The 18,528-nt window shown below is 34.2% G+C and carries 19 protein-coding genes and 1 tRNA gene; 11 read left to right on the top strand and 9 right to left on the bottom strand.

Features of this window, described 5'->3' with window-relative positions:
- Window positions 1–22 precede the first annotated feature (22 nt).
- Together IPN31_13520 and IPN31_13515 are read left to right on the top strand one after the other, a co-directional pair.
- Entirely contained in the window at window positions 23–766 is a 744-nt protein-coding gene (locus IPN31_13520) for an anion permease (GenBank protein MBK8682894.1), read from the top strand.
- Window positions 706–1,491: an anion permease gene (locus tag IPN31_13515; protein MBK8682893.1), complete on the top strand. Its 786-nt coding sequence runs from the start codon at window positions 706–708 to the stop codon at window positions 1,489–1,491. The genes IPN31_13520 and IPN31_13515 overlap by 61 nt, the downstream gene beginning before the upstream one ends.
- A 751-nt stretch (window positions 1,492–2,242) precedes the next feature.
- Here the strand turns inward: IPN31_13515 and IPN31_13510 are convergent.
- From IPN31_13510 to IPN31_13500, 3 genes are all read right to left on the bottom strand, one after another.
- A complete protein-coding gene (locus IPN31_13510; GenBank protein MBK8682892.1) occupies window positions 2,243–3,310 on the bottom strand; it encodes a T9SS type A sorting domain-containing protein in 1,068 nt (355 codons plus the stop codon).
- A gap of 307 nt (window positions 3,311–3,617) precedes the next feature.
- A complete protein-coding gene (locus IPN31_13505) occupies window positions 3,618–5,273 on the bottom strand; it encodes a hypothetical protein (protein ID MBK8682891.1) in 1,656 nt (551 codons plus the stop codon).
- 63 nt (window positions 5,274–5,336) lie between these two features.
- Window positions 5,337–5,687 carry an SCP2 sterol-binding domain-containing protein gene (locus IPN31_13500; GenBank protein MBK8682890.1) on the bottom strand — a complete coding sequence of 117 codons (351 nt, stop codon included), beginning with the start codon at window positions 5,685–5,687 and terminating at the stop codon, window positions 5,337–5,339.
- Between the two features lie 67 nt (window positions 5,688–5,754).
- Between IPN31_13500 and IPN31_13495 the strand changes: the two genes are divergently transcribed.
- Window positions 5,755–6,132, top strand: a complete 378-nt coding sequence (locus IPN31_13495; protein MBK8682889.1) for an RNA-binding S4 domain-containing protein — start codon at window positions 5,755–5,757, stop codon at window positions 6,130–6,132.
- A gap of 359 nt (window positions 6,133–6,491) precedes the next feature.
- Here IPN31_13495 and IPN31_13490 read toward each other — a convergent pair whose 3' ends face one another.
- On the bottom strand, window positions 6,492–7,214 hold the full coding sequence (locus tag IPN31_13490) for a hypothetical protein (GenBank protein ID MBK8682888.1): 723 nt from the start codon (window positions 7,212–7,214) through the stop codon (window positions 6,492–6,494).
- 14 nt (window positions 7,215–7,228) lie between these two features.
- Window positions 7,229–7,501 (bottom strand): DUF255 domain-containing protein, encoded by a 273-nt coding sequence (locus tag IPN31_13485; GenBank protein ID MBK8682887.1) that lies wholly within the window; start codon window positions 7,499–7,501, stop codon window positions 7,229–7,231.
- A 211-nt stretch (window positions 7,502–7,712) separates the two neighbouring features.
- Here IPN31_13485 and IPN31_13480 point away from each other — a divergent pair.
- From IPN31_13480 to IPN31_13455, 6 genes are all read left to right on the top strand, one after another.
- A tRNA-Arg gene (locus IPN31_13480) sits at window positions 7,713–7,784 on the top strand.
- 13 nt (window positions 7,785–7,797) lie between these two features.
- Window positions 7,798–8,307: a hypothetical protein gene (locus tag IPN31_13475; protein ID MBK8682886.1), complete on the top strand. Its 510-nt coding sequence runs from the start codon at window positions 7,798–7,800 to the stop codon at window positions 8,305–8,307.
- 82 nt (window positions 8,308–8,389) lie between these two features.
- Window positions 8,390–8,887, top strand: coding sequence for a hypothetical protein (locus IPN31_13470; protein ID MBK8682885.1), 498 nt, complete (start codon window positions 8,390–8,392; stop codon window positions 8,885–8,887).
- Window positions 8,851–10,800 (top strand): TonB-dependent receptor, encoded by a 1,950-nt coding sequence (locus IPN31_13465; protein ID MBK8682884.1) that lies wholly within the window; start codon window positions 8,851–8,853, stop codon window positions 10,798–10,800. Before IPN31_13470 ends, IPN31_13465 begins: the two co-directional genes overlap by 37 nt.
- Window positions 10,801–10,910: 110 nt before the next feature.
- The gene (locus IPN31_13460; protein MBK8682883.1) at window positions 10,911–11,213 is read left to right on the top strand and encodes a hypothetical protein; all 303 of its coding nucleotides are present in this window, start codon (window positions 10,911–10,913) and stop codon (window positions 11,211–11,213) included.
- Between the two features lie 15 nt (window positions 11,214–11,228).
- Window positions 11,229–11,765: a cytochrome B gene (locus tag IPN31_13455; GenBank protein ID MBK8682882.1), complete on the top strand. Its 537-nt coding sequence runs from the start codon at window positions 11,229–11,231 to the stop codon at window positions 11,763–11,765.
- A 23-nt stretch (window positions 11,766–11,788) separates the two neighbouring features.
- On the opposite strand, the gene IPN31_13450 is transcribed toward IPN31_13455, so the two are convergent.
- The 3 genes from IPN31_13450 to IPN31_13440 form a co-directional block, all read right to left on the bottom strand.
- Window positions 11,789–12,502, bottom strand: coding sequence for a Crp/Fnr family transcriptional regulator (locus tag IPN31_13450; GenBank protein MBK8682881.1), 714 nt, complete (start codon window positions 12,500–12,502; stop codon window positions 11,789–11,791).
- A 92-nt stretch (window positions 12,503–12,594) separates the two neighbouring features.
- Window positions 12,595–13,443, bottom strand: a complete 849-nt coding sequence (locus IPN31_13445; protein MBK8682880.1) for a universal stress protein — start codon at window positions 13,441–13,443, stop codon at window positions 12,595–12,597.
- 212 nt (window positions 13,444–13,655) lie between these two features.
- Window positions 13,656–14,219, bottom strand: a complete 564-nt coding sequence (locus tag IPN31_13440; GenBank protein MBK8682879.1) for a DUF4468 domain-containing protein — start codon at window positions 14,217–14,219, stop codon at window positions 13,656–13,658.
- Window positions 14,220–14,376: 157 nt separating this feature from the next.
- Here IPN31_13440 and IPN31_13435 point away from each other — a divergent pair, with 157 nt between their 5' ends.
- Window positions 14,377–16,062, top strand: coding sequence for a M1 family metallopeptidase (locus IPN31_13435; GenBank protein MBK8682878.1), 1,686 nt, complete (start codon window positions 14,377–14,379; stop codon window positions 16,060–16,062).
- Window positions 16,063–16,170: 108 nt separating this feature from the next.
- Window positions 16,171–18,135: a DNA topoisomerase (ATP-hydrolyzing) subunit B gene (gene gyrB / locus IPN31_13430; protein ID MBK8682877.1), complete on the top strand. Its 1,965-nt coding sequence runs from the start codon at window positions 16,171–16,173 to the stop codon at window positions 18,133–18,135.
- Between the two features lie 74 nt (window positions 18,136–18,209).
- Here gyrB and IPN31_13425 read toward each other — a convergent pair whose 3' ends face one another.
- A complete protein-coding gene (locus IPN31_13425; GenBank protein ID MBK8682876.1) occupies window positions 18,210–18,527 on the bottom strand; it encodes a hypothetical protein in 318 nt (105 codons plus the stop codon).
- Window position 18,528 lies beyond the last annotated feature (1 nt).

The following is an 18,528-nucleotide window of genomic DNA, read 5'->3' as shown; positions in this document are numbered from 1 at the left end:
TTTTAGAGTTTTAAAATATATCATGCACAAAAAACAATTTGTTTTTTTCGGGGGTCCGTTTCTCGCTTTGTTAGTTGGATTCGCATTTTATTTTTCAGGCTATCCATTTATATTGTGTTGCACTGCAGCAGTTTTAATATTAATGGCATATTGGTGGATGACGGAAGCCGTGAATTTATTTATCACCAGTTTTTTACCGCTCATGTTATTTCCTGTTTTTGGAATAATGAAAATGCAAGATGTAGCGCCATTATATATGCGGGATGTAATGTTTTTATATATCGGTGGTTTCTTACTCACCTTTGCTATTGAGCGATGGAATTTGCATAAACGTATTTCGCTCAACATACTTTTAAAATTTGGTGGATCGCCGGAAAAATTATTATTGGGATTTATTCTCGCCTCCTATTTTTTAAGTATGTGGTTAAATAATACTTCCACTACTTTAATGTTGTTGCCGATATGTTTAGCAGTAATTAATCAATTGCATAATAACAACGAGAAAAAATTAACCGGTATTTCTGCAGCCCTGTTAATCGGTGTTGCCTTTGCATCTTCTATCGGAGGCACAGCTACATTAATAGGTACTTTACCGAATATGGTGATGAAAGATTTTTATGATGCACAATTTTCCAATACAGCAAAATTGGATTTCGGGCGTTGGTTTTTATTTGCATTCCCTATGAGTTTTGTATTTGTAATGATATGTTATTGGGTGTTGCGTATAATGCTTGTAAAAAAGGTGAAACAGAATCTGTTCCTTTAGATTATATAGTTAATGAGAAACGCACACTGGGTAAAATGCAATATGAAGAGAAAGCAATTGCGATTATTTTTTCAATAGCAGTTGTGTTGTGGTTTACAATTGATGCAAAAGATTTTGGTGCATTTGTAATTCCGGGTTGGAGTAATTTATTACCCGATCCTGATTTTGTTTCCGAGAGTTATGTTGCAATGTTTATGATGGGATTATTATTTTTTACACCTTCAAAAAATAAGAAAGGAGAGAACTTAGTTACCTGGGAAGAATTTAAAAAAATACCCTTGGGAATCATCTTTTTATTTGGTGGTGGATTTGCATTAGCAGAAGGAGTGAAGGTATCAGGATTAGGAGATTGGATAGCACAAAATTTAGTGGCGTTGCAATATTTACCGTTGTGGTTAATGATATTTTGTTTGTGTTTAATAACCACACTTTTTTCTGAATTTGCTTCCAACACAGCAACTGCAATTTTATTCATGACGATATTAGTTCCGGTGATTGGGCAGATGCAGGATGTGCCGCCACTCATGATTATGATGCCTGTGGCAATGGCTGCCTCTTATTCATTTATGCTTCCTGTGGGTACACCACCAAACACAATTGTTTTCGGTACAGAAAAAGTTTCTGTAAGGCAAATGATGCGCACAGGAATTTGGTTAGATATAATTGGTGCAATTGTAATTACGTTGTTTATGATGACGCTTGGGAGGTTTGTGTTTGGGATATAAGAATTAATACTTGGTATTTTACCATTGCTATAATTAAAAAGTAATAATGCATTTTTAATTTGCTCCAATAACTTTTCAATTCCATATTACGGTAGATATCGAAACAATTCAGCATACTACAACTTCACATTCTTAATTCTATAATGTCACCCCTTCGGGGTTTGTTTTTTTTGTGTTTGCATTGTTAGTTACAATAATGCCAACCCTTCGGGTTTAACCCGTTTACAAATTCTATATTGATTATATAAAAAAAATGCGATTTTCACTGAAATAGAAAATGAGATATTTCTGCATATTAGAATTAAAAATTAAAAAAAATATCTTCCAATTCTGAAGGGGTGAAATTATTATAGCAGAAAACAATCATAAAACACAGAACCCCGAAGGGGTGATATTATTATAGCAGAAAATAGTCATAAAATACCGAACCCCGAAGGGGTGATATTATATTTCAATAAAAGATAAATTGGTTAATAGCCATTTCACATCTGTTTCACCATTTCGTATAATAGTAATATGGATTTGGCATTCCATAAATTTCAATCATCATGGAATTATTTACTCAGATCTAACAGATTTTGTAAAGAATATATTATCCGTGAAATCTGTGTAATCTTTTAAATCAGTGATTCAGACAATTATAATGAAAACAAGAACTTTATTGAAACATCAAATAATTTTTAAGGCTGGTTAGTTAATCTATTTGCGTTAGTGACCTTCAAAAGGTTATAAATAGTTTGAATAGATAATTCTAATGTTCCACCAAAACCGTTTTATTTGCAATAATCATCTCTTGATTAGAGTAAATTCTTAAATTGTATAATCCATTCGCCAAATCATTTGTAGCGATTATGGTATTTGAATTTATGTTGCCGGATATTACAAGTCTATTCTGAATATCATATAACTGATAATTATAATTTCCATTTTCAGGTATTGCAATCGTTAAATATGTATTTGCAGGATTTGGATACACATTGATATAATTAGAAACTGAAATAATATCTGTTGTTAAAATTTCCAGTGTTTCATTTGCAGTAGAAATTCCACACACATTCATTGCAATTAGTGAAATTGTATAAGTGCCCAATGTTGGAAATGTATAGGTCGGATTAATATCATTTATAATTTCTAAAGTACCAAAATTCCAATTATATAATAAATAATCACCAACAGATGTATTGATGAATTGCACAGTTGAAAAATCTATATCATAAGTGAATGCAGCAAGCGGACTTTTTATAATAACAATTTCAATACTGTCTGCAATTTCAAAACCCAAACCATCACTTAATGTTACTTTATAAACTCCGGAATTAGTTACTGTTATTGTTTCGGTTGTTTCTCCTGTATTCCAGTTATAATACATGCCGGAGGTTCCTGCATCTAAAACAACAGAATCGCAGAATTGTGTTTCTTCTTCCAGATCATAAAAAGGAATGCGCATTATAGAAACAGATTCACAATAATTATCATTAGAAGGATCATCATCAAACGGGTAATCAGTAAATGCGCAAATATTATGTATTCCTATTGCAGAAAAATCAACGTATTCAGAAAACGTATATAATGCAGATTCGCCACCTTCTATTGTACCTAAATATGTTTCACTGATTGGTGCTCCGCCATCCACAATACATTTTATAGAAAAACCTGCGGCAGATTCAACACCAAAGTTTGTAATAGTAACAGTTATTGTATCACCCATATAAAAGCCGGTAACCGGAGCATTAATAGCTGTAACACCAATATCGTAAGCGTATGTGGTAAAATGCAAGAAAACTAAAAGAGATAAAAGTATTTGGGTAGAAGTTTTCATTTGTTGTGAATTTTGTAATACAAATATACATGAATTGCTTTTTCATCTTGCTATAACTCAATCATAGTTTTGTAGAATTATATGCCGCAGGGTTTGCGAATTATTTATTTTTAATGGATGCAAGAACCCTGCTTAAACGAGGAAGAAAAAAATCATTGATGAAAAATCAGTAATCAGTTTTTAAACTCAGAACCCGAAACTTGAAACCTGAAACCCGAAACTCGAAACCCGAAACTCCTTTGTCAATGGTCAAAGTCAAAAGTCTAAGTTTTTTTTGTCAATAGTCAATGGTCTAAGTTTTTTTTAACTATTTCGGCTTATTATACGCATTTTCCAAAGTGGAAATACTTTTCTGATACCATGTATCTTCCAATACAAAATCAAAAGAGATAGAGGATAAACAGGTTACCTGATTTTTCCCATCATCAATATCATCAATATAAATTCTATGCTTACCTGCTGGTAAAGAAATGGGATATAAATTCTGAATAGGAAGATCAATAATTGAATATTTTCTGTCTTCCACTAATCCATCCACTGATGAAAAACGAATTACATCAACTTTACTTGAATTAGTAAAAACATCATCATTTAATTGATTGCCGTTGTAAATACGAATGGCACTTATCGGTTGCAACAATTCAAATTCTATATACTCACCCTTGCCTCTTCCGCTCGCACCTTCACACCAGGCAGTTTGCATTTGTAAATTTTCTTTTCCTACAAAAGCAGAATCATCCATATTGAAATTGGAAATATCAAAAGCATAAATCGGATGTCCGGATTCTTTTAATGTTATCTCCGCAACATTGCCTTTACAAGTGCTGAGTAAATAATCATTTAATAAATAAGAATTGTATTTTTTTGCTGTCCAGTTATTGCTGAAAATATCCAGATTCACCGGATTTCCTGTTTGATAAGTTTGTATCGTATTGGAAGTTGCGGCTTCATTAGTAGCTACATAATTTCTATCGGTAAGTTTTAATTCGCTCTTATCCCAACTGGAAGCAGTTACATTGCGAATAGGTGAGGGGATAATAGATTTTTCTACTGTTAATGCTTTGCTGCCACATTCTTTTACATTTTCACGAATGGTATAAAAAGCAATTTTATCATTGTTGACTGGCGTAATATTTTTAATTACTAAAACCTGACTGCGTTCGCCGGTGTACTGAGTTGTGTAATTATATTTTGAAGGAAGAATTGGTGTTGCATTAAATATATCATGTTGTAAATATAAATTCTGAATAGTGCCCGGCCAGTTCTTTTCGTAACCAATAGTAAACGGAGAATAAATTTGTAACTCATCAATACCTGCAACTGTGGAAGGTACTTTCATAAATGTGAGAATATTAAATTGTTCGTTGGGTTGAAATGTGATTTCTGCAATCATTTTTATATCTACAAATAACACTTCGGTATTTTTATTCAGGTTATAGGGATCTTCATCTAACCAACGAAATTCCATCAGCACTTTTGTATAATTCGTTTTTGAATTGTTGCGAAAAATATCACTTACAATTCCTAATTGTTTTAAATTTTGTGAACTCACATATCTGCGAATAAATAATCGTTGACCAAAATTATTTTTCAGTTGATCACGAATATCCACTCCCGGATCTTCTACTTTAAAAATATCGGGCATCAGTTTCGCCAATTGATTCAATGCATCGCTGCGCACTCCCGGTCTGAATTCATTAAAATATAATTGAATCGGTTGAGTCATCATCACCACTCCATAGCTGGTAGTAGTATTTTTAAATTCATATAAAATATCATACACAGCACCTGTATCTAACTCACGCATGTGAATCATTTCATTTTGCAATGTAATTCCGAAGTCGGGACCTTCCGGACGAAGATTACCTGTGATAACCGATAGTCCATTAAAATTTGATTCAATAGTTTGTGCAGATAATATACTTGCAACACAAAGGATAATAATTAAAGAATATATTTTCAACGCTTAAATTTTTTTATAAATATTTGAAATGAATTATGATAACGACATGAACAGATTACTATTTCACGCCTTGTAATAATCTTCGCAGCGATGAAATAAACCGATGAAATCCAGCATCTCGCCAATATCAGAAACTTTTATTTTACCAAACATAAAAGCCATTTGTGCATTGGTTCGGCCCCATTCCACATCTTCATATACTTCATCTTTTGCCTTCACCACACATTTTGCTTCACCAATTAATCCTTCCTGCACATCAATCGTTTCATCAGTAATGACAACCGTAAATTTGCCACCATTATCTCCGGAAATGTCTAAATGAAAAACACTTTCATAACCCGGTTCTGCTTTTTCCGGACGAAAGCGTTCTTTCAGGCTCATTATAATTTCTTTTGCTGTAGTTGGTTTTTCCATTTTATTTTAATTCGTTTTGCAAAGGTAAAGTGTACTCTATAAAATTCTATTTTTACATTGTTGATATATGGACAAGTGTAGAATTGATAAATGGTTATGGGCGGTGCGAATTTACAAAACCCGCTCTTTAGCTGCCGAAGCAGTGGCTTCAGGCAAAGTGCGTGTGAATGATGAAACAGTGAAACCTTCGCATAATTTACTGAAAAATAAAATTGTGAAAGTGCGTAAAGGATTAGTTACTTATCAATATAAAGTAATTCAGCTTTTGGAGAAAAGAGTAGGAGCACAATTAGTAAAAGAATATTTGGAAGACATTACTCCACAAGATGAACTGGATAAATTAGATATAAATAAAAATATGCCTGCTGCATTTCGTGAACGTGGTACCGGCCGACCAACGAAAAAAGAAAGAAGAGATTTGGATGATTGGAAAGAAGAGAATTAATGTGCGAATGTGACTGATGTGCGAATGTGAGAATGGAAAAAATTAGCAGATGAGATGATTAGCAGATTAGCTGATGAAAAAAAATGTGCAAATGTGGTTAATGTGCCCACGATTGCTATCGGGGTGAGAATGATTAGCAGATGGGAGAATGTAGAATTGTAGAACTGAAGAATTGTAGAACTGGAGAACTGAAAATTATTATTGTCGAATCGGGGAACTGTCTAATCGTCAAATCGGAAAAAGAGATGAGGATAACTTGATTTGAGTAATATTGAAACTCGAAATTTTTTTCGCCAAAAACAATTAAATCAATTTGATTTTTTTTCATTGTCAACTGTCAACTGTCAACTGCCAATTATTTAATTACTTTCCTCCTGAATTTTCTTCAAAAGCATTTCTGTTTCTTGCACATTTTCTCCTGTTTGTTTGCCGGTTTCAATTGCTTTGTTTGCCCAAAGTTTTGCTTCATCCAAATTATTTAATTTATAAAGTAAAGCAGCGTAAGTATCCATTACTGCATAGGTATTTAAGGTGGGAAGATAGGGTTGAAACCAAGCCTTTGCCATTTCCAGAATTTCGGGGTTATCACATTTTTCATAGAGTGTCCATGCAGCACTATTTATACCATCAATATCTATTTCCATTTTGCCATCTTTAATAACATTGGTCATCAACTCTGCAAAGCCTTCCCAATTTTCTGTGGCTTCATAATAATATTGTTGCAATTGCACTTTAAAATTATCCGGATCACCGGGAAAATAGGAATCTACTTCGGCAAGCACATCGCTAAACATTACTTCATCTTTTGCATTTGCTGCTTCCACAACTTCTGCAAATAATATTTTTTGCATTTTAGTTGTCGCTTCTTTTTTATAGAGCTTGTGGAGTTTGCCAAATCTCCTTTTAAATTCTTTGGTATAATATTCATCCAAATTAAATCTGCTCATCACTGCCCAATTTATTTCGGTAGTAATATCTTCTTGTTGCGCTAAATATCCGCTTACATCGGCATCTTTTGGAAACTTCCATGTGCTATCATTTGCATTGCGATACGCCTGGGCATAAAAATCCGGCCAATCCATATCTAATTTCTTTGCTAATCTCTTTCACAGTCTACTTTATAAGCAAGAAAATGTGCGTTGATATATTCAGCCACTTTTGCATTATCATGAAACATCATTTTATCCATTGCTTTACACGGACCACACCAATCTGTAAATGCATCCACCATTATAATTTTATTTTGTTGTAAAGCTTCTTTATTCAAAGCTTCCCAATCACCTTGAAAAAAATTAACATCTTGTGCATTTGTAGTTATAGCAACTAACAAAAACAAAAAATTTGCTGTAATACTTTTAGATAGTTTCATTTTGTAAAATTCATGAATAATTTTTAATTGTAATGTTAAGCTTTGCAATGTTTTTATTTATCGGGAAAAGTATTCTGCAAATAGGAGTAAAGAATTTATTATGCAAATAATCTTTGTTCCTTATGGTTACAATAGGGTAATCTTGGCGTTAGCTTCTACACATTATCCAACTTAATTTACAATCCCAATCTATTAACTTTGCCGATTATCAGGCTCCGTAGTTCAATGGATAGAATGGAAGATTCCGGTTCTTCTGATGTGGGTTCGATTCCCGCCGGGGCTACAAAAAATATTACTTGAGTAAGCTATTTGCATTAATACTATTGCCTGTTTTCTTGTATAATACCACAGGATTTTATTTTCAATTCAGGTGGCAAACAAATACTTTAAAGCAAACCGCAAACACACGTTTTAGTGATGAAGATTTAGTTACTCTTCAAAATATTCCTGCCAATCAATTATCATTTATAGACGAAGGCAAAGAGTGTTTATACAAAGGTGAAATGTATGATATCATCAGCGTAAGTCAATCAGATAATTATTATACTATTGTTGCCTATCACGATAAACATGAAACTGCAGCATTAGAAAAATTAAATAAGAATGTTGACGACAATTTACCTGTTGGGAATACAAGCAAGGATACACAAAAGCAAGGGATAAAATCCGGAATACAATCTTTTTTAAATCCTACTTCAGAATTTACATCAGATATAAATATTATTGCTTATTACTCAAGAAATGATATTAGCTATAATCTGTTATCCGGCTTTCAGTCACTGTTTTCTCCACCACCTCAATTGTAATTTTTGATATGTTTTAATTACATGTATTGCAAACAAAAAAGTTGCATCAGCATGCTATATATTATTAATTAAAATTTACAAAATGAAAAAAATTATATTCATGATAGTGGGCTTTATGCCCTTATACCTGATTGCACAATCTGTGCAATTAATTGATAAATCCACACACAATCCTTTAGCAGATGTTGCGGTGATGTCGGACAATGAAATCATTGCTATTACAGGCTTAAATGGTATGGCAAATATTAGTACTGCAAAAGTGGAAATGATAGTGTTTAATAAGATGGGTTATGAAACTACATCTATACTGAAAAGCACTATTTCTGATGGCGCTAAAATAGAGATGCTTCAGAAAACGTATGACTTAAATCCGGTAGTAGTTTCAGGTAGTAGATTTCCGGATAGCTTGCGCACATTAGCACAACAAATAAATGTAATATCCAGCTCTGAAATTGCTTTTCAAAATGCAATGTCAACTGCAGATGTTTTGCAAAATACAGGTGAAGTGTTAGTGCAAAAAGTCAGTTTGGCGGAGGTAGTCCGATGCTGCGAGGTTTTGAAGCAAGCAGAATTTTATTAGTTGTGGATGGTGTGCGTATGAACAATGCAATTTACAGAGCAGGGCATTTACAAAATAGTGTTACAATGGATCAGGCAATGTTGGATAATATCGAAATTGCTTACGGTCCTTCTTCTGTTGTGTATGGTAGTGATGCATTAGGTGGTGTTATACATTTCAGATCAAAAAATCCAACACTGCTTACTGATGGAAATTCGATGGCAAGTGGAAATGTATCTGCTCGTTATGGTACTGCGGCAAGTGATAAAACAGCACACTTTGATTTAAATCTTGCAGGTAAAAATATTGCATCATTAACATCTGTTACCTATTCAAATTTTGATGATTTGCATGCAGGAGGAACTCCTAATAAGGATAATAAATACGGCAGCTTTGGATTCCGACCAATTTATCAGGAAACCATTAATGGTGTAGATACAATTATTGTAAATCCGGATTCAACAAAGCAGGTAGCAAGTGGATATTCGCAATATGATATTTTAGAAAAAATCTTGTATCAACCAAATGAGAATACTTCGCATTTACTCAATTTGCAATTCTCAAATTCTACTGATGTACCTAGATATGATCGCTTAACAGTGGCAGGTAGTGGACCAAATACTTTAAAAAGTGCAGAGTGGTATTACGGACCTCAAACAAGATTTATGGCTTCATATCAATTTTCAAATACAAAAGCCACTAAGATTTATGATGACATGCATATTATTGCAAGTTACCAGCATATTGTAGAAAGCAGAAATGATAGAGGTTTTGGAAAAAAAGCATTAACAAGTCGTACAGAAAATGTGGGTGTAATAGGTTTAACTGCTGACTTTATGAAGAATATCGGCAGTAATAAATTGCATTATGGTTTGGAGGGATATTTTAATGATGTGCAATCTGAAGGTACTTCAACAGATGTTTTTACTGATGAAGTTTCTCCGGCAAGTACCCGCTATCCCGATGGTGGTTCCACGATGAATATGTATGCAGTATATGCAAATCATTCCCTTGCATTTGCAGACAATAAATTGATTCTGCATGATGGGTTGCGTTTTAATATTACAAACCTCAATGCATCATTTATTGATACTACTTTTTATCCGTTTCCTTATTCAGATATCACACAAAATAATAGTGCTCTTACAGGAAGTATCGGGTTGACATATTTGCCTGCGGATGATTGGAAAATTGCGATTTTGGGATCCACCGGATTTAAAGCACCGAATGTGGATGATCTGGCAAAAGTATTTGATAGCGAACCCGGAATTGTAGTTGTTCCAAATCCGAATTTAAAACCGGAATATACTTACAATACTGATTTGCAAATTGCAAAAGAGTTTGGTGATTTAGTGGAGTTGGAAGTAACAGGATTTTATACAATTTACCGCAATTATTTTACCACTGCTCCAAGTACTTTTAATGGACAGGATTCAATAATGTATGATGGTCAATTAAGTGAGGTATTAACTTCAACAAATTTTGGTAAAGCATTTATCTATGGATTTAATGCAGGTATAGATATTAATATTACAGACTATCTATCTTTAAGCAGCTATATTAATTATACCTACGGAAGAATAGAAACAGATACTACACCAATTCCATTGGATCATATTCCACCGGTGTATGGTAAAACATCTTTGAACTTGCAGGTTTCTAAATTCCGTGCTGAATTTTACAGCATGTATAACTCTTGGAAAAGAATAGAAGATTATAATACAACCGGGGGAGAGGATAACCTGAGTTCGGCAACAGTGGATGGAATGCCTTCATGGTTTACATTGAATTTAAAAGCAGCCTATGCAGTTACTGACTATTTACAAATTCAAGTCGGTTGTGAAAATATTTTAGATTTAAATTATAGAGTATTTGCTTCCGGAATTTCAGCACCTGGAAGAAATATATTTATTTCACTACGAGGAAGATTTTAATTTTTTATAATTTATTAAGGGCAACTTATTCAATTTAAGTTGCCCTTTTATTTTTTCCTTTACATTTTCTAAACTATCTTTATAACACTAACATTTAAAATTCATTTACAATGGCAAATATTTTTTCCCGCTTAGGTGGAAATTCAAAAGGTGGCGGAGCTGAGAGAGCTACTGCATTTATCAATGCATTAAAAGCACAATTGGGTATCAATGATACGCAGGCTTCTTCCATTGAGACAGCTTTACGCACATTTATGCAAGAGCGTAAACAAAATAAAGAAGAAGGTGATAAAGAGGCTATGAAAACTGCCAGGCAATCACTGATGCAAAATATACATTCTGTGCTTACCCCTGAACAACAAAAAATGTTTGATTCCAAAAAAGAGGAATTCAAAAACTTATTGAAGAAATAAAAACACCTAACCATTATGAACACACTTATCCTATCACTATTACCGAATCTATTATTAAATGGTGCAATACCGAAATTCCCTATTCCTCATGGAATGTATGTGGGTTTAATGCATACGCATTCTTTGGTGCGCTATTTAATTCTCATTGCACTTATCGCTGCTATTTATTTTGCTTATAAAGGACGTAAAAGCGGCGCACCTTATGCCGGGATTACAAAAAAAGCCGGATTATTTACAATGATTTTTGCGGATATTCAATTACTTATAGGTGCTATTTTATTTTATGTGTTTATTGATGTAAGAACCAACTTTAAATTGCAACGATTTAAAGAATTAATGGGTGATAGTACTAACCGATTTTTTATTATGGAACACGCTGTGTTAATGTTCATTGCAATTATATTAATTCATGTGGGATATATTAAAGCCAAGAAAGCAACCTCAGCAATTACCGCAAATAAAAATCAGTTTGTCTGGTATCTAATTGCATTGATAATAATTTTGGTAGCTATCCCTTGGCCATTCATGCCGGGTTATGGTCGTCCTTGGTAATTCATTAAAAGAAAAAAAAGGAATTAATCGTAGAGTTCGCACACTCGGGTGAGGCCTTGTGCATTCACAATTTTTATTGCGTGATTATCGGTAGTTACTAATCCTTCTTCTTTCAAATCTTTAAGAACACGGATAGCTGTTTCTTTTACAGTACCAACATAAGATGCAAGATCTTCACGTGTAATATTAATTACACCATCGGGATTATCTGCTGTTTTATAAGTTTCTTTTAGAATAAGTAATGCTTCTGCTATTCTGCCACGTACTGGTTTGTAAGCGATATGCGTCATTTTTTCAACTGTATCATCCAATGTTTTGGTGAGCATTTTAACCATGCCCTCACTAAAGCGAGCATTTTCTTTAAACAATTGAGTGATTAAATCTTTTGGTATAAAACAAATGATGGCATCTTCCATTACTTCAGCAGTAACTCTGTAAGGTGTGGCGGCCAATAAAGCACCATATCCTAAAAAATCTCCGGGAGCTACAATTTTTAAAATTTGTTCTTTACCATCAGGGGCCATTTTAAATAATTTCACCTTACCAGAATTCAAGCAATATAATCCATAGGAATTTGCACCTTCATGAAAAATAACCTGCCCTTTTTTATAAATAGCCGAGGTTTTATTTTCATTAATTGTAGCTGATTCATGCGTATGACAAAAATGAAATAGGGAGTCGTTGTAACTTTTGCATTGTTCGCAATCAGGAACGGTAAATTTATTTTTTACAGCCATATTAGTTGAGTAAACTTTCACTAAAATACAAAAATATTTCGCTTTGGTTCAAATGCGTTTATGATAGTAGCAAGCAGGTGATAGGTTTGCTTTTATTGTTCTGCATTAAAGGCCAGCAGTGGAATATTATTATATAGTGCAATATGCCGGGTAGTGCTCATGTGAAAGATGGTAGCCATAAATCCCATGTGATGAGTTATCATAACAATGGCACCGGCCGAATGTGTATCTGCAAAGCGGGTAATTGCTTCAGTAATATTTTTATCAACTACAAAATTTAAATTCAAATCACCATCAGCAATCTCTTTCCTGAATGTTGTATTAATTTTATTTACGATAGACTTATTTCCTACAGTACCATCCTGCATAAAATGAATGGCATATACTTTACTATTAAATAAGCTGCTGAATAATAAGCATTGCCTTAAGACATCCACATCTTCTTCAATACATTCGAAGGGAAAAATAATATTGCTACCGTCGGGAATATCTGCATCTTGTGGGATTACTAAAACAGGAATATGAGAATGGCGGATTGTATTCCAGGTTACTGTTCCAAACATACGGTCCTCTACACTATTACAACCCTGAGTACTCATCACTATTAAATCTGCATTTGCTTCTTCAGCACCATCGGCAATTGTTTCTGCAGTGAAACCCATTTTTGCTTCTGTTGTAATTTTAATATGCTCGAGCTTTTGTGTTTTTAAAAATGTTTGGAGATCCTTATTTGCCTTCAATTCATTTTCCTTCATCAGATTGTCCACCATAGTGCTCGGCATATACTCATCCACAAAGGGAATTTTAAATGCATGGAATACCACAATAGAAGCTTTGGTTTTTTCTGCAATTCTATATGCCATGCGAATAGCTTCTGCGGATTGATCTGAAAAATCAGTTGGACAGAATATTTGTTTTATACCAATTGCATTTGTTCCCATAGTCTGGTTTTTCCACGAAACTTCATTAGCCTTTGTCACTTGTTATTTCTCCTTTCTGGCTGCAAACCATTTATATTAAAAATAGAAATTCAAAAAAAGCCTTATTATCCTATATATGCCATGATAAGCATCAGGATTTTGGGTGATTAAAATCATTTTAAAAAAAAAGGCCTCTTTTTCAAGAGACCTTTTAGAAATTTAGTTTTTTGATATTACCATTCTTCTTCCACTTTCACCTTTGCAGGTTGAATAGCGGCTTCCATTGCAGGAATAAATTCCTCAGTAAAGAATACATAAATCTGTTCCAGATATGTTTGAATTTCATAGTCGGATGATTTTTCATCGTCGTTAATCCAATTCTCAATGCCGTAATAGGCTGCTTTCTGTACATTGATTTTTGTTATTACATATTTATATCTTTCATCTTTAAACTGAAGTTTAAAAGAATACTTTATCAAATCACCTTTTGTTTCCTGACCATTTATTTCACGCATTACATAAAAACTATGGCGACCTTCTAATATACCACCCGGCTTATCTTGTACCTGCATTACAGTGGTAGAATTTTTATAGTATTTGCGAATCCACTCAATTCCTAAATCATAGAGACTATCCTGGGGAACTCCATCAACATTTACCACTTCGGAAAATATAACCATCTTGGTTTCTTCATCTATTTCAAAAGGAGGTAAACCTGAAACATCGGCATTTTTTGATTGGGCATGCAATAACACAGGAATTGATATTAAGCATAAAAGCAACATTCTTTTCATCATAATTCTATTTATTTGCGGTTAAAGTTAAAAATGAACGTGCTGGGCTTTCAAAAATTTTGCCACAAATATTGTTGATAAAGCAACGTTTTATCCATTCATTTAAAAAATCTAACATTACCCTAAATAATTTTAACAACTTTACTTTTTAAGTTTGCCTATGTTTTTACCTAAATCATTTTTATTCACTGTAATTGCAGCAATGCTGCTTACAGTCAATACTTTCGGACAATTATTTGACGAAAAAAATACCTACACACATGCAGATACTTTGCGTGGAACTATAACACCTGAAAGGGCATGGTGGGATGTAACGCATTATGATCTGGATTTGAAATTCGATTTGGAAAAGAAAAGTGTTTCAGGTGTAAACACGATGGCGTTTCATGTCATTGAAGCGGGTGATAAAATGCAGATTGATTTAATGAAGCCAATGGAAATTACAGCAATCACTTTTGAAGGAAAGAAAGTGCCGTTTAAGCAAGATGGCAATGTATATATACTTCATTTTAAAACTCCATTTGAAGCAGGAACAGATGCTGTTATTGAAATGGAATTTAATGGTGCGCCACCAGTTGCAAAAAATCCGCCTTGGGATGGTGGATTTATTTTTAAAACAGATGCCAATGGAAAACCTTGGGTGAGTGTTGCTTGTCAGGGTTTGGGAGCCAGTGTTTGGTATCCGAATAAAGACCAGCAAGCAGATGAACCAGACAGTGCAAGAATGCATATTACCATTCCTAAAGATTTGGTGGGGATTTCCAATGGAAAATTTGAATCCCGTAATTTAAATGAGGATGGAACAGTAACTTATACATGGCGTGTAGTTAATCCGATCAACAATTACAATTTTGTTTTTTATATCGGAGATTATGTGCGCTACAATGAAATTTATAAGGGTGAAAAAGGACCACTAGATATTGATTTGTGGTTTTTAAGTTATGATATGGATAAAGCGAAGAGTCATGTTTTGCTCGATGTACAAAGGATGTTGGAAGCATTTGAATATTGGTTTGGACCTTACCCTTTTTATGAGGACGGATATAAAATGGTAGAAGCACCGCATTTGGGAATGGAGCATCAAAGTGCAATTGCTTATGGCAATAATTTTAAAAACGGATATCTCGGTTATGATTTAAGTGGAAGTGATGCAGGTATGAAGTGGGATTATATTGTAGTGCATGAATCCGGACACGAATGGTTTGCAAATAATATTACTACAAAAGATATTGCAGATATGTGGGTGCATGAAGGCATTACTTCGTATTCTGAAGTATTATTTACAGAATATTTCTATGGGAAAAAAGATGCAAATGCATACATGCAGGGATTAATGAAAGGGATCGAGAATAAACAACCTGTTATTGGTGATTATGGTGTGAACAGCGAAGGCTCGGGAGATATGTATCCCAAAGGTGCTGCGTTGATGCATACCATCCGACAAGTAATGGATAATGATGAAAAATTTCGCAATATGCTGCGCAGTATGAATGCGGATTTCTATCATAAAACAGTTACCTCAACCGAGATTGAGAATTATATCAGCAAATGGATGGGCAGAGATTTATCTAAAGTATTTGATCAATACCTGAGAACTATTCAGGTTCCTGAATTAGAATTTAATACCATTGAGACTAGCAAAGGAGATTTGTTAATTTATAAATGGAATAATGTAGTGCCCGGATTTGATATGCCTGTGAAAGTGTTTGTAAAAAATGCTCCCGTCTGGTTAGTCCCTTCTATCGTACCTAAAAAACTACCTATCCCAGATTTAAATGCTGTAGATAATAATCATTTTGCGGATCCGAATTTTTATATTACTGTTAAAAAATCCGATCTGAGATAAGGCAGTAAAAACCCTTATTTAATCCAATAAAAATAATATTGAAAATTGTGCAGTAATTGTGTGCAATTTTCTTCCAAAAGTCTTGTAGATTCAGTATCTTCGCCAACTATGCAAGAAACAGAAGAAACAAATTTACCCATCGCTAATAAAGGCGATTACACAGCAGAAAATATTCAGGTATTAGAAGGATTGGAAGCCGTTAGAAAACGGCCCGCCATGTACATCGGCGATACCGGTTTTAAAGGACTGCATCATTTAGTGTATGAAGTGGTGGATAATTCCATTGATGAAGCACTGGCAGGTTATGCAAAAAATATTTACGTAACTATTCATGAAGGCAATTCTATCACCGTGAAAGATGATGGTCGTGGTATTCCAACTGAGATTCATAAAAAAGAAAAGAGATCAGCATTAGAAGTGGTAATGACCGTGCTGCATGCCGGAGGAAAATTTGATAAAGATTCCTACAAAGTTTCCGGTGGTTTACATGGTGTGGGTGTTTCTTGTGTGAATGCATTATCTATCGCATTTAAAGTGGAAGTGCATCGTCTGGGTAAAATATTTGTGCAGGAATATTCCGAAGGCAAACCTCTTTATCCAGTAAAAGAAATCGGCGATACAGATATTACAGGAACCATTGTAACTTTTAAGCCGGATGCTACAATATTTAATGTGCTTGAGTATAAGTTTGATACAATAGCAGCACGACTTCGTGAGCTGGCGTATTTAAATCGAGGAATACGAATGGAGTTGGTAGATGAAAGACAAACTGAAGAAGATGGTAGCTTCCTTAGAAAGGAGTTTTATTCTGAAGGTGGTTTGTTAGAGTTTGTAACTTATCTGGATGCGGGTCGGGTTTCCATTCTTCCTTTTCCTATTTATGCAGAAGGGACGAGAGATAATGTGATAGTAGAAATTGCATTGCAATACAATAACTCTTACAATGAGAATATTCATAGCTACGTAAATAATATTAATACCATAGAAGGAGGAACGCATGTAGCAGGTTTCCGCAGGGCACTTACTCGCACATTTAAATCGTATGGTGATAAGCAAAAATTATTTGAGAAAATAAAAGTAGAAGTTACCGGTGATGATTTTCGTGAAGGATTAACGGCATTGATTTCTATTAAAGTACCCGAGCCTCAATTTGAAGGTCAGACAAAAACCAAACTTGGTAACTCGGAAGTAATGGGTATCGTGGATACAATTTCAGGTGAAGCATTAAATAATTATCTGGAAGAAAATCCCAAAATGGCCAGAGTAATTATTAATAAAGTAATAGTTGCAGCACAAGCCAGAACTGCCGCTCGCAAAGCAAGAGAAATGGTTCAGCGTAAAGGTGCATTAAGTGGTTCAGGATTGCCGGGAAAATTGGCGGATTGTTCAGAAAAAGATCCGAAATTATGTGAGTTGTTTTTAGTGGAAGGGGATTCTGCTGGTGGCACAGCAAAGCAAGGTCGTAACCGTGGCTTTCAGGCAATATTACCATTGCGTGGAAAAATATTAAACGTAGAGAAAGCACTTGATTTTAGAATTTTCGACAACGAAGAAATAAAAAATATTTTCACTGCATTGGGTGTAATGCCTTTAGAAGATAAATCGGTGGATACAACAAAATTGCGCTATCATAAAATTGTGATTATGACGGATGCCGATGTGGATGGCAGCCATATCACTACATTAATTCTCACTTTCTTTTTCCGCAAAATGTATGAACTTGTAGAGCAGGGATATATTTATATTGCGACACCTCCATTGTATTTAGTGAAGAAAGGGAAGGAGCAAAAATATTGCTGGAATGAAGAACAACGTAAAGCCGCAGTAATTGAATTAGCTAAAGGTGGCAAAGAAGAATCTGTAGGTATTCAACGTTACAAAGGTTTGGGTGAAATGAACGCAGAACAACTTTGGGAAACAACTATGAATCCTGAAACAAGAACATTGCGCAGAGTAACAATTGATAGTGCTGCAGAAGCAGACAGAGTTTTCAGTATGTTGATGGGAGATGAAGTTCCTCCTCGTCGTGAATTTATTGAAGCGAATGCACGCTATGCAAATCTGGATGTGTAATCTTTAGAAATCGTATTTATAAAAAATCCCGTTGTAATTTTTTACAACGGGATTTTTATTTTTAAAGAGAGTGATTAATTATCACCGCCTTTTTTAGTAACATCAATTTTCTTTTCGCCGTCTTTTACTTTCACGTCAATTTTTGTGTTGCTGCCATCTTTGTGCTCAATATTAACACCTTCATCCGTTACCTCTACATTTGTGGAAGTACCATCTTCTTTAACGGTATTACCATCCGTAGTTATTTCTGTGTTTCCGTCGCTGTCAGTGGTAATTACAGTTGTGTCTATATTATTATCTTCATCAGCATCTTTTTTTGCAGAGTTGCTGCAAGCTGCCATTGTAAATACCATAAATGCACTGGCACAGAATAGAATTGAAATTTTTCTCATA

It is taken from the genome of Bacteroidota bacterium (assembly GCA_016715425.1).
Lineage (GTDB): Bacteria > Bacteroidota > Bacteroidia > Chitinophagales > BACL12 > JADKAC01.
Note: the sequence above shows the minus strand (reverse complement) of the source record. Positions and strands in the feature narration are given on the sequence as shown.

Excerpts from the sequence above, each read along its gene's own strand:
- IPN31_13520 (MBK8682894.1), top strand. The coding sequence starts at position 23 with ATGCACAAAAAACAATTTGTTTTTTTCGGGGGTCCGTTTCTCGCTTTG.
- IPN31_13515 (MBK8682893.1), top strand. The coding sequence starts at position 706 with ATGTTATTGGGTGTTGCGTATAATGCTTGTAAAAAAGGTGAAACAGAA.
- IPN31_13510 (MBK8682892.1), bottom strand. The coding sequence starts at position 3,310 with ATGAAAACTTCTACCCAAATACTTTTATCTCTTTTAGTTTTCTTGCAT.
- IPN31_13500 (MBK8682890.1), bottom strand. The coding sequence starts at position 5,687 with ATGGAAAAACCAACTACAGCAAAAGAAATTATAATGAGCCTGAAAGAA.
- IPN31_13495 (MBK8682889.1), top strand. The coding sequence starts at position 5,755 with ATGGACAAGTGTAGAATTGATAAATGGTTATGGGCGGTGCGAATTTAC.
- IPN31_13490 (MBK8682888.1), bottom strand. The coding sequence starts at position 7,214 with ATGGATTGGCCGGATTTTTATGCCCAGGCGTATCGCAATGCAAATGAT.
- IPN31_13485 (MBK8682887.1), bottom strand. The coding sequence starts at position 7,501 with ATGAAACTATCTAAAAGTATTACAGCAAATTTTTTGTTTTTGTTAGTT.
- IPN31_13470 (MBK8682885.1), top strand. The coding sequence starts at position 8,390 with ATGAAAAAAATTATATTCATGATAGTGGGCTTTATGCCCTTATACCTG.
- IPN31_13465 (MBK8682884.1), top strand. The coding sequence starts at position 8,851 with ATGCTGCGAGGTTTTGAAGCAAGCAGAATTTTATTAGTTGTGGATGGT.
- IPN31_13460 (MBK8682883.1), top strand. The coding sequence starts at position 10,911 with ATGGCAAATATTTTTTCCCGCTTAGGTGGAAATTCAAAAGGTGGCGGA.
- IPN31_13455 (MBK8682882.1), top strand. The coding sequence starts at position 11,229 with ATGAACACACTTATCCTATCACTATTACCGAATCTATTATTAAATGGT.
- IPN31_13450 (MBK8682881.1), bottom strand. The coding sequence starts at position 12,502 with ATGGCTGTAAAAAATAAATTTACCGTTCCTGATTGCGAACAATGCAAA.
- IPN31_13445 (MBK8682880.1), bottom strand. The coding sequence starts at position 13,443 with ATGGGAACAAATGCAATTGGTATAAAACAAATATTCTGTCCAACTGAT.
- IPN31_13440 (MBK8682879.1), bottom strand. The coding sequence starts at position 14,219 with ATGATGAAAAGAATGTTGCTTTTATGCTTAATATCAATTCCTGTGTTA.
- IPN31_13435 (MBK8682878.1), top strand. The coding sequence starts at position 14,377 with ATGTTTTTACCTAAATCATTTTTATTCACTGTAATTGCAGCAATGCTG.
- gyrB (MBK8682877.1), top strand. The coding sequence starts at position 16,171 with ATGCAAGAAACAGAAGAAACAAATTTACCCATCGCTAATAAAGGCGAT.
- IPN31_13425 (MBK8682876.1), bottom strand. The coding sequence starts at position 18,527 with ATGAGAAAAATTTCAATTCTATTCTGTGCCAGTGCATTTATGGTATTT.